Source organism: Pseudomonas sp. 22515 (genome assembly GCF_052044625.1).
Lineage (GTDB): Bacteria > Pseudomonadota > Gammaproteobacteria > Pseudomonadales > Pseudomonadaceae > Aquipseudomonas > Aquipseudomonas alloputida.
In genome coordinates, this window is record NZ_JBQENN010000023.1 from 97,124 (window position 1) to 109,087 (window position 11,964).

The window sequence follows — 11,964 nt, forward strand, 5'->3', positions numbered from 1 at the left end:
TCACCCACAACAAAGAGAACGAGAAAATGCAAACACTCTCGCAGTTACCGCCTGTTCGCCCGGATACCTTGCGCTGGGCAATCTTCTTCGCTGTGTTCGGGCCCAGCGCCGCACTGGCTCAGACCGGGCTGGAAGCAGCCAGCGGCCCCGGGGGAACCCCGGTCATCCACGACGGCCACGGGGTGCCGGTCATCGACATCGTGCCGCCCAACGCCAAGGGGCTGTCACACAACCAGTTCATCGACTACAACGTGGCCACCCCTGGCCTGGTGCTGAACAACGCCACCGCAGCCGGGCAATCGCAACTGGCCGGTGCCCTGGCGGCCAACCCGCAGTTCCAGGGCCAGGCCGCCTCGACCATTCTTAACGAAGTGGTCAGCCGCAACGCCTCGCTGATCGAGGGGCCGCAGGAAATCTTCGGGCGCCCGGCCGACTACATACTGGCCAACCCCAATGGCATCACCCTCAATGGCGGCAGTTTCATCAACACCACCCGCGCAGGCTTCGTGGTGGGCACCCCGCAATTCGAGGAGCAACAGCTCAGATACCTCGATACGCTCACGGCCAGTGGCACCCTGCAGGTACTGGAGCATGGCCAGGGCAATGCCGGTGGCGCACTCGAACTGATCGCACCACGCGTGGACAGCAAAGGCCTGCTCATGGCCAGCGAAACGCTCGACATCACCGTCGGTCGCAACCGTATCGACAGCCGCAGCGGCGAGGTGGTCGAACACCTGCCCAGCCCCTCGTCGAGCATTGATGCCAGCCTGTTCGGCGCCATGCGCGCCGGGCGTATCCGTGTGGTAAGTACCGCCGAAGGCGCGGGTGTGCGTGTGGGGGCCTCGCAGATTCTGGGCGCCGAGGGGGTCGACATCAGCTCGGCCGGGGGCCTGCATGTCAGCGGCAGTGGCGACCGCCCGACCGAGCTGCGCAGCGAGCGCGGCGTGCTGAAAATCACCGCTGCCGATGACCTGATGCTTGAAACGGTCGACGGTCAGGCCCCGCGAATCGAAGCAAGGGCGGGCAAGAAACTCACACTGGACGCCAAGACAATCGAGCACATCAAGCACGACAGTGACAGCTGGAACAAGAAGTTCTGGTTCGTCACCCGCGAAACCTACAACAGCAAAACCACCACCACCCACCAGCAGCAACAGGGCAGTCAATTGCTGGGCACTGACAGCGTGCTGTTGCAGTCCGGCGACGACATGCGCATGACCGCAGCGAAGGTGGACGCCGGTAACGCGCTGACGGTCGACAGCGGTGCCGGTCTGGACATCCTCGCCGGCATCGACAGCAAACGCACCGAACAGCAGGTGCGTCATCGCAAGGATTTATGGCGCGGTGACAGCGATAGCGACCAGCTCAAGGAAACCGCTAAGGGCAGTACCCTGAGCGCCGGGCACATGTCGATAAAGGCGAGCGACAACCTCAACGTGCAGGGCAGCAGCCTGCACAGCCGCGGCGATCTGGCTATCCAGGCAAAACAGGCCGACATCGGCACCACCACCTTGCAGGAACACGGTACCCAACGCGACTACCGAGGCGACCTGGTGTCCGGCACATTTTTTGGTGACCGTAAAGGTAACGACACCGAGGGCCAGGTCGTCGCGGGCAGCACCATAACCAGCGATGGCGAGCTCACAGTCAGAGCCGACCAGGTCGCCATCAAAGGCAGTACCGTGTTCGGTAAAAAGGACGCGGTGCTCTACAGCGAGAACGGTTCGCTGGCCATCGCGGCGGACCATGGCAGCACGACCTCCACCCAGCGCACCAGTGACAGTAAGCTGTTCGGCCTGATCGGCAGCACGCACGAAAGCACGGACCGCAAACAGCAGGTACTGGTCAGCGACGTCAGCTCGACCAGCAACCTGCGCCTGGCCAGCGCCGAAGAGATGCGCATCCAGGGCGCCAAGGTCGAAGCGGGCAAGCATCTGCAAGTCGAAGCCAAAGGCGACCTGCTGATTGGCAGTGCGCAATCGGTCGATGAACGCGAAACCCGCCACCAACAACGGGGTTTCACGGCCAGCGCCAGACAGACCCAGGAAGCCGAGGATGGCAAGCCCGAGTCTCGCCAATACGCGGCTGGCGTGGCGTATGAGGTCGTGACCACCACCAGCAAGCAGCGCGCGACCAGCCAGGTTGCCAGTGAGCTCAAGGGTGCCTCGGTGGGCATGAGCAGCAGCGCGCACCTGCAGGTCAACGGCAGCAAGGTCCAGGCCACTGCCGGCGACCTCGATGTGCAGGCGCGGGAAGTGACACTGGGGGCGACCCGCAACGACCGTGACGTAGTCACCAGCACCACCGAAAGTGGTGGCGGGCTGACGGTAACCGGTGGCATCGACCGCCTGGGCAGTTTGTTCGAAGGCCATCACAACCGCGAGGTGCAAGCCGAACGCGAAAGCAAGGTACAGCGCAGCGAGTTGCAGGCCAGCGGCGATCTGAAATTGCGCAGTGATGCACTGCTCACCGAGGCCGCGCACGTCGAGGCCGGCAACACCCTGCAGGTGACCGCCAAACGCATCGACAACCGTGCAGTGCAGGATACCCATGAACATGAACAAAGCCGTGACGACTGGTCGGGTAGCCTGGGCGCCAGTATCGAATACCGCGACCTGACCCGCCCTATCGAACGCCTGGTGCTGGGTGAGGAAGCCGCACGCTTCCAGCAAGCTTCGCCCGAAGACGCCATGGCGCCTCCCAGCGTGGGGGCCGACATGACGGTCGAACACCTCAAGCGCCTGGAAAACCAGCGCCGTGGCATTGCTCAGGTCAGCGAGTTGTCCGCAGCAAAGGTCGAGGTCAAGGCTGACACACTGGCCGACCAGGGCACCGCCTGGCGGGCCAATGCCGGCTCGCTGAAAATCGAGGCGCAGCAGCACCAGGTGAGCGCCGCCGAAAATACCCAGGAAACCACCGTTCAACGCCTGGCCTATGGTGGCGACGCGCGCCTGGACACCAGCACCGGCGAGGACCTGAATGTACGCGCCGCCGGCAAAGGAGGGTCGCTGGATAAAAAGGATATCGCCAGCACCGCCGTGCCCGGCAGCCTTTACGGGCAACAGGGTATCCAGGTACAGCTGGGCAGCGATGGCCGCTACGAAGGGGCCCGCATCGATGGCGGTGAAGGCAGCGTGGTCATGCACAGTGCAGGGTCGTTGGCCCTACCCCAGGCGACCGACCAGGCCGAACAGCAGTCACGCCAGCTCGATGGCAATGCCTGGGCCAAAGTCGGCAACCGCCCGGGCAGCACCGGCGTCGATGGCCGGGGCTATCTGGACCATGGCCAGAAGCTGAGCACGCAGAGCAAGGCACAAGTGGCACAAATCGACGCCAAGGGCGAAGTTCAACTGACCAGCACAGGCGACCTGTTGCTCGAAGGCACCCGCATTGGCAACCGCGAGGCCAAGGCCGGCGACATACGGGTGCTAAGCGGCGGCCAGTTGCAGGTCAAGGCGGCCAGCAACACCCAGCAGGCCACAGGTGCCAACCTGGGTGGCGGCATGGAGCTGGCGGCCAAGGCTGGCCAGACCCAGGGGGGAGCCATAGGCGGCCACTTCAGCCACGGCAAGCAGGACGAACATGCACGTCAGGCGGTCGATGCCCAGTTTGCCAGCAACGGCACACTGACCCTGACCAGCAGCGCCCGCGAGGACATCGCCCTGCACCTGCAAGGCCTGCAGGCCTCGGCCGAACAGATCACCCTCGACGCCTCGAATGGCGGCATGCTGGTTGAAGCCTCTTCCAGCCAGGAGCGACGCGACAACCTCGACATCTCGGCCGGCGCCGGTTTCAACATGGCCAAGGGCGCGTTGGACACCCGCGGCCTGCATGGCCGGCTCAAGGTAGAGCTCGACAAGCGCGACAACCTCACCTGGAATACCAGTGACCTGCGCGCCGAGCGCATCGACCTGCAAAGCCGCGGCGATACCCGTATCGAGAGTGCCACCCTGGATGCAAAGCACATTGGCGGCACAATCGACGGTGACCTGCGCATCGCCAGCCTCAAGGACAACGTCAACACCCTGAGCGTGAAGGGTGATGTCAGGCTGAGCCAGGAGAAAAACCCGCAGGGCTATGTCAACGCGGCCAAATCGGTGGCTGGCCCGCTGGGAGGCAAGGTCGAGAAAACGGCCGGTTCTGCCCTGAGCAAGGCAGACCCAGGGTTCTCGCCGACCGTCAGCCTCGACGTGTCGCATGCACAGCGCGACAACGTGGCGCGTCAGACCACGCTTAAAAGCAGCGACGGCATCGACCTGCAGGTCGGTGGCAACGCTCATCTGGTAGGGGCACGCTTGCAGTCGGCCAAAGGCGACGTGAGGCTCGACGCCAACTCGGTCACCCAGAAAACGCTAAGCGGCAATGACTATCGCCGAGACCTGTCGCTCGATGCGTCCAACTCACCGGTGGATCTGGGCACGGCAATCGCCGAGATAGCCAAAAGCAAAATGGCGGCGGATGGGGAAAATGCGCTGGACCTGGGTGTGTTGAGAACCAGTGGGCATAGTCGCAGCGAGCAATGGGCTTCGAGCATGCAAGGGAAGAAGCACTAAGACGCAATCGCGGCCCTGGCAATTTGGGGGCATCAGAAATCTTGTGCCCTGCTGCTGATACCCAGGCACCGCGTGTCCCCCGCTTCCACAGCGAATACCACAGCCCCCTGGGCGTGTGATTGCTCTGTGGGAGCGGGCTTGCCCGCGAAGAGGCCGGTACAGGTCAAGCCAACCTGTGCAGCCCCCGCCACCGATCCAGCCCAAGCAACACCAGCCCTATCCCCCAGAAACCCGCCAGCACCCCAAGGGCGTTGAGCATCACCTGCCCATACCCCAGACTGGCCACATCAATGAACGGATAGGCATACACGCCAATCTCGCTCCCCCGCCACAACGCATAACCAAAGTAGACCGCCGGGTACACCGCCCACACCAGCAAATGCCATAGCCGCAACCTGCCCTTGGGCACCTCGCACCACCAGTACAGGGCATACAGCACCGGCATCACGTCGTGCAGCAACTCGTCCGCCAGCCATTGCCAACCCTGTGGTTGCCACAAATGACGCAGCAGCACGCTGTAGGCCAGCGCCACCAGCACGATACTGGCGGCCACTGCAGAGCTTACCGAGGGCGACAGGAAAAAGCGTTTGCCACGGCCTTCCCGGCCGAATGCGGCATAGCTGAGCACCGTTGCCACCAGGGTATTGGTCAGCACAGTGAAATAGCCAAACACATTGATCAGGCCGCCAATCAGGCTGGCCTGTTCCTGCCAACGCGCCAGCAGTACCAGGTTCACCTGCACGGCCAGGCCGAACCAGCCAAGCACAGCCATGCCGGTCAGCCAAGGGCGACGCGACATGTCAGGCCTGACGCTGCAGCTTCACGTACAGCTGCTCGACCTTTTCCCGCGCCCATGGCGTTTTGCGCAGAAAAGTCAGGCTCGACTTGATGGTCGGGTTGCTCTTGAAACAGCGCACGTCTATGCGCTCGGCCAGGCCCTGCCATTGGTAGTGCGCCACCAGCTCGGTGAGGATCTGTTCAAGGGTCTTGCCGTGCAGCGCGTTGTGTTGGGCCGTGCTCATGCTGTGCTCCGTAGGAAAGATGCGCACCTTACACGAGTGTAGTGGCGGGTGGGATCAGTCATGGCGACAGAAAAATCGCTGGCCATGGGCAAAACCTATGCGCTGAAATAGTTATGTTATGTTGTAACACTATAAAAGCCTCTGCCAAGGAACGCCCCATCCCCATGCTGTACTCACCGCTTCGCCTCTCTCCTCTCGCCGTTGCGCTCTGGCTGGCCTCATCGCCCAGCCAGGCCGTAGAGCTCGAACCCCAGGTCATCACCGCCAACCCGCTGGGCAACCGCCAACTGGCGGCTCCCAGCACCGTGCTCGAAGGCGACAACCTGCTGCAACAGCAGCACGGCAGCCTCGGTGAAACCCTGAACAAGCAGCACGGTGTCGCCTCTACCTGGTTCGGCCCTGGCGCCAGCCGACCGGTCATTCGCGGCCTGGACGGCGACCGCATCCGCATTCTGCGCAACGGCGTCGGCGCCCTGGATGCCTCGTCGCTGTCCTATGACCACGCCGTGCCCCTGGACCCGGTGACGGTCGACCGCGTCGAAATCGTCCGCGGCCCGGCCGCCTTGCTGTATGGCGGTAACGCCATCGGCGGCGTGGTCAACACCTTCGACAACCGCATCCCGGACTCGCCGATCGAGGGCATCCACGGTACCGGTGAACTGCGTTACGGCGGCGCGGACACCACCCGCAGCAGCGCCGGCAAGCTGGAGGCCAGCGACGGCGCCTTCGCCCTGCACCTGGACGCCAACAGCCGCCAGTTCAACGACCTGCGCATCCCGGGCTACGCACGCAGCGCCAAGGTGCGCGATGCCGACGAGCCCGGCAGCAAACACCGCCTGGAAAACAGCGACGGTCGCCAGGACGGCGGCGCAATCGGTGGTGCCTACCACTGGGACCACGGCTACGCCGGCCTGTCGTACAGCCGCTACGACAGCAACTACGGCTCGGTGGCCGAGTCCGGCGTGCGCCTGGACATGAAACAGGATCACTACGCCTTCGCCTCCGAACTGCGCGACCTCGACGGCCCGTTCAGCTCGGTCAAGGTAGATGCCGGCTACACCGACTACGAACACAGCGAAATCGAGGAAGGCGAGGTCCATACCACCTTCAAGAACAAGGGCTACGAAGCCCGCATCGAAGCCCGTCACCAGCCGCTCGGACCGGTGGAAGGGGTGATCGGTGCCCAGGTCAGCCGCAACGAATTCTCCGCCCTGGGCGAGGAAGCCTTCGTCCCGCACACCGATACCGACAGCCTGGCGCTGTTCATGCTGGAGCAGTGGCAAGCCACCGAACGCCTGAACCTGAGCCTGGGCGCGCGCATGGAACACACCCGCGTAGACCCAGACGCCAAAGGCAACGAGAACTTCGTCGACGCCGACAGCGCCAGCAGCTTCAACGCCTTCAGCCTGTCGTCGGGGGCCGTGTACCAACTCGACCCCATCTGGTCGCTGGCCGCCAACCTCGGCTACACCGAGCGCGCCCCTACCTTTTACGAGCTGTACGCCAATGGCGCGCACGTAGCCACCGGCGCGTTTGAAGTCGGTGACGCCAGCCTGAACAAGGAAAAGGCGATTTCCGCCGACCTGGCGCTGCGCTTCGACAACGGCACCCACAAGGGCAGTGTTGGGGTGTTCTACAGCCACTTTCGCAACTACATCGGCCTGATCGGCACCGGCAACCTGCGTGAGGGCGGGCATGATCACGACCATGACGAGGATGACCACGACCACGATCATGACGACGGCTTCCCGGAATACCAGTACCAAGGCGTGCGGGCGCGCTTCTACGGCATCGAGGCCCAGGACCGCTGGCAGTTGGCCGAGAACCGTTACGGCAGCTTTGCGCTGGAGTTGTCCGGTGACTACACCCGGGCCAAAAACCTGGACAGCGGCGAGCCACTGCCCCGCATCGCCCCGCTGCGCCTGAACAGCGGCCTGGTCTGGGAACTGGACCGCTGGCAGGCGCGAGTAGACGTGCAGCACGCTGCGTCGCAGCACCGCAAACCCGCCAACGAAACCGGCACCGATGGCTACACCACCTTGGGGGCCAGCGTTGGCTACCGCTTCGACATTGGCCAGAGCCAGTGGCTGGCGTTTGTACGCGGCGAAAACCTCACCGACCAGACCGTGCGCTACGCCAGTTCGATCCTGCGCGATATCGCACCGGCGCCGGGGCGCAGTGTGGAAGTCGGGTTGCGTACCACCTTCTGAACCACAAGCGACGAAGATCGGTGTAGGAACGGGTTCACCCGCGAAGACGATGGTAGGTCAACCGGCGCATTCGCGGGTGAACCCGCTCCTACACCTGCCTCGATTAATGACGACTGTTGCCCGTTCAACAACAATCCTCTGCGACAATTTGTCTTTTTTTCTTACAACTTCCCCTATATCCTCCCCGCCGCAAGCTGAAACGCTTCATCGAACAACCTTGTCGCCATATCCATTGAGGGGCTCGCCCTTCGATGCGCTTGCCGTTTTTTCAATAATCAAAAGATAGCGCTATCTCATGTTCCAACTGCCTAAAACCTGTTACATCGGCCTCGCCCTCAGTGCCTTGGCAACCCCCGCCAGCGCCAGCGAAATGTTCGCCAGCGACTCCCCGTGGATGCTCGGCGACTGGGGTGGAACCCGCAGCGAACTGCTGGAAAAGGGCTACGACTTTACCCTTGGCTACACCGGCGAGATGGGCAGCAACCTGCACGGCGGCTACGACCACGACCGCACCGCGCGCTACAGCGACCAGTTCACCTTTGGCAGCCACCTGGACCTGGACAAGATCCTCGGCTGGCACGACACCGAACTCCAGCTGACCGTCACCGAGCGTCACGGCGACAACATCAGCAACGACCGCATCAACGACCCGCGTGTCGGCGGCTTCACCTCCGCCCAGGAAGTCTGGGGCCGCGGCGAAACCTGGCGGTTGACGCAGATGTGGATCAAGCAGAAGTACTTCGACGGTGCGCTGGATGTGAAATTCGGCCGCTTCGGTGAAGGCGAGGACTTCAACAGCTTCCCTTGCGACTTCCAGAACCTGGCCTTCTGCGGCTCGCAGGTGGGCAACTGGGTAGGTGGCATCTGGTACAACTGGCCAGTCAGCCAGTGGGCCCTGCGCGTGCGCTACAACCTTACCTCTGAGCTGTACGCACAGGTCGGCGTCTTCGAGCAGAACCCTTCCAACCTTGAATCTGGCAATGGTTTCAAGCTCAGCGGCAGCGGCACCCAAGGTGCGGTAATGCCGTTCGAACTGGTATGGACCCCACGTATCCAAGGCCTGAAAGGGGAATATCGCGCCGGCTACTACTACAGTAATGCCAAAGCACAAGATGTTCTCAAGGACAGCAACGGTGAGCCGGCCGCCATCAGCGGCGCCGCCTACCGCAGCAGCTCGAGCAAGCACGGCTTGTGGATTGGCGCCCAGCAGCAGGTCACCTCGCTGGCGTCCGACCAGTCACGCGGCTTGAGCGTTTTCGCCAACGCCACCGTGCATGACAAGAAGACCAATGCCATCGACAACTATGTGCAGGCAGGACTGGTATTCAAAGGGCCCTTCGATGCCCGCGCCAAGGACGACATCGGTTTCGCCCTGGCCCGCGTGCACGTCAACCCTGCCTATCGCAAGAACGCCCGCCTGGCCAACCAGGCCGCCGGCCTCTACGACTACGACAACCCAGGCTTCCTGCCCGTGCAGGACACCGAGTACAGCGCCGAGCTGTACTACGGCATCCATTTGGCCGACTGGCTCACGGTACGCCCCAACCTGCAGTACATCCGCCACCCGGGCGGGGTGTCGCAGGTGGATGGCGCCCTGATCGGTGGCCTGAAGATCCAGAGCAGTTTCTAACCCCTTTTTTGACCTGACGGAGAACCTACGATGAGCACTGAAGGTGCGAACCAAGGAAGCCGCTGGCTACCGCGCCTGATTGGCGCGCTGCTGTTGCTGATGGGCCTGGCCCTGCTGGCCGGCGGTATCAAGCTGAGCCAGCTGGGCGGATCGCTGTACTACCTGATCGCCGGTATCGGCTTTGCCCTTTCGGGCATCCTGCTGCTGGCCCAACGCCAGATCGCCCTGGGCCTGTATGGCCTGGTGCTGCTGGGCAGCACCGTTTGGGCCCTGCTCGAAGTGGGCCTGGACTGGTGGCAACTGGTGCCCCGTCTGGCCATCTGGTTCGCCATCGGCGTGGTGCTGCTGCTACCGTGGGCACGTCGCCCGCTGATCGGCCCGGCCAGCAAAGCCAATACTGCACTGCTCGGCCTGGCAGTGGTCGCTTCGGGCGCTTGCGCGCTGGGCAGCCAGTTCACCCATCCCGGTGAAGTGTTCGGCGAACTGGGCCGCGACAGCAGCGAAATGGCCAGTGCCGCACCGGCCATGCCCGACGGCGAATGGCAGGCTTACGGCCGTACCGAGCATGGCGACCGCTACTCGCCGCTGCACCAGATCACCCCGCAGAACGCCTACCGCCTGGAAGAGGCCTGGCGCATTCGCACCGGTGATCTGCCGACCGAAAACGACCCGGTGGAGCTGACCAACCAGAACACCCCGCTGAAGGTCAACGGCATGCTGTACGCCTGCACCGCGCACAGCCGCCTGCTGGCGCTGGACCCGGACACTGGCGCGGAAATCTGGCGCTACGACCCGCAGGTCAAGAGCCCGACCGGCACCTTCAAAGGCTTTGCCCACATGACGTGCCGTGGCGTCTCGTACTATGACGAAAACCGCTACGTCAGCCGCGACGGCAGCCCGGCGCCGAAAATTACCGACGCAGGCCAGGCGGTGGCCCAAGCCTGCCCGCGTCGTCTCTACCTGCCGACTGCAGATGCCCGCCTGATCGCCATCAACGCCGACAACGGCAAGGTTTGCGAAGGTTTCGCCAACCAGGGCGTGATCGACCTCACCACCGGCATTGGCCCGTTCACCGCCGGCGGCTATTACTCCACCTCGCCTGCTGCCATTACCCGTGACCTGGTGATCATCGGTGGCCACGTCACCGACAACGAGTCGACCAATGAGCCGTCCGGGGTGATCCGCGCCTACGACGTGCACGACGGCCACCTGGTGTGGAACTGGGACAGCAACAACCCGGACGACACCAAGCCATTGGCTGCCGGCAAAATGTATAGCCGCAACTCGGCCAACATGTGGTCAATCGCCAGCGTCGACGAAGACCTTGGCATGATCTACCTGCCGCTGGGCAACCAGACCCCGGACCAGTGGGGCGCCGACCGCACCCCAGGCGCCGAGAAGTACAGTGCCGGCGTGGTCGCCCTTGACCTGGCCACCGGCAAGGCACGCTGGAACTATCAGTTCACCCATCACGACCTGTGGGACATGGACGTCGGCAGCCAGCCGACCCTGGTACACCTGAAAACCGACGATGGCGTGAAACCGGCGATCATCGTACCGACCAAGCAAGGCAGCCTGTACGTGCTCGACCGCCGCGACGGTACGCCAATCGTGCCGATCCGCGAGATCCCCACCCCACAAGGCGCAGTGGAAGGCGACCACACCTCGCCAACCCAGGCTCGTTCCGACCTCAACCTGCTCGGCCCAGAGCTGACCGAACAGGCCATGTGGGGCGCCACGCCTTTCGACCAGATGCTGTGCCGCATCCAGTTCCGCGAGCTGCGCTACGAAGGCCAGTACACCCCGCCATCCGAACAAGGTTCGTTGGTCTACCCCGGCAACGTCGGTGTATTCAACTGGGGCAGCGTGTCGGTCGACCCGGTGCGCCAGTTGCTGTTCACTTCGCCCAACTACATGGCGTTCGTGTCGAAGATGGTCCCGCGTGAGCAGGTTGCCGAAGGCAGCAAGCGCGAAAGCGAGACCAGCGGCGTGCAGCCGAACACCGGTGCACCGTATGCAGTGACCATGCACCCGTTCATGTCGCCGCTCGGCGTACCGTGCCAGGCACCCGCCTGGGGCTACGTCGCCGCCATCGACCTGTTCACCAACAAGGTGGTGTGGAAACACAAGAACGGCACCACCCGGGACAGCACTCCTGTGCCGATCGGCCTGCCGGTTGGCGTGCCGAGCATGGGTGGCTCGATCGTCACCGCCGGTGGCGTCGGTTTCCTCAGCGGCACGCTCGACCAGTACCTGCGCGCCTATGACGTGAACAACGGCAAGGAATTGTGGAAGGCACGCCTGCCAGCGGGTGGCCAGGCTACGCCGATGAGCTACACCGGCAAGGACGGCAAGCAGTACGTGCTGGTGACTGCCGGCGGCCATGGCTCACTGGGCACCAAGATGGGCGATTACATCATCGCTTACAAATTAGCTGAGTAAGCGACACCGCTCCCGCAGGCTCAACCCTGTGGGAGCAACTGTCTTGCTCAATTTCTGAAAGCTGGCGCGATCCGTGTGGGAGCGGCCTTGCGTCGCGAAAGGGCTGC

At 63.5% G+C, this 11,964-nt stretch carries 6 protein-coding genes; 4 read left to right on the top strand and 2 right to left on the bottom strand.

The window, feature by feature from the left end; translation table 11 throughout:
- The first annotated feature begins 26 nt into the window (after positions 1-26).
- Positions 27-4,553, top strand: a complete 4,527-nt coding sequence (locus tag ACTJJN_RS20465) for a hemagglutinin repeat-containing protein (protein ID WP_440781562.1) — start codon at positions 27-29, stop codon at positions 4,551-4,553.
- A 163-nt stretch (positions 4,554-4,716) separates the two neighbouring features.
- On the opposite strand, the gene ACTJJN_RS20470 is transcribed toward ACTJJN_RS20465, so the two are convergent.
- Both ACTJJN_RS20470 and ACTJJN_RS20475 read right to left on the bottom strand, forming a co-directional pair.
- Positions 4,717-5,352 carry a Pr6Pr family membrane protein gene (locus ACTJJN_RS20470; protein WP_004575440.1) on the bottom strand — a complete coding sequence of 212 codons (636 nt, stop codon included), beginning with the start codon at positions 5,350-5,352 and terminating at the stop codon, positions 4,717-4,719.
- Position 5,353: 1 nt separating this feature from the next.
- Entirely contained in the window at positions 5,354-5,575 is a 222-nt protein-coding gene (locus tag ACTJJN_RS20475; protein ID WP_003252112.1) for a VF530 family DNA-binding protein, read from the bottom strand.
- Positions 5,576-5,739: 164 nt separating this feature from the next.
- On the opposite strand from ACTJJN_RS20475, the gene ACTJJN_RS20480 reads away from it, so the two are divergent.
- From ACTJJN_RS20480 to ACTJJN_RS20490, 3 genes are all read left to right on the top strand, one after another.
- Positions 5,740-7,785, top strand: a complete 2,046-nt coding sequence (locus ACTJJN_RS20480) for a TonB-dependent receptor (RefSeq protein ID WP_440781564.1) — start codon at positions 5,740-5,742, stop codon at positions 7,783-7,785.
- Positions 7,786-8,080: 295 nt separating this feature from the next.
- Positions 8,081-9,415 carry a carbohydrate porin gene (locus ACTJJN_RS20485; protein WP_440781565.1) on the top strand — a complete coding sequence of 445 codons (1,335 nt, stop codon included), beginning with the start codon at positions 8,081-8,083 and terminating at the stop codon, positions 9,413-9,415.
- 30 nt (positions 9,416-9,445) lie between these two features.
- A complete protein-coding gene (locus ACTJJN_RS20490) occupies positions 9,446-11,857 on the top strand; it encodes a glucose/quinate/shikimate family membrane-bound PQQ-dependent dehydrogenase (RefSeq protein ID WP_019752450.1) in 2,412 nt (803 codons plus the stop codon).
- Positions 11,858-11,964 lie beyond the last annotated feature (107 nt).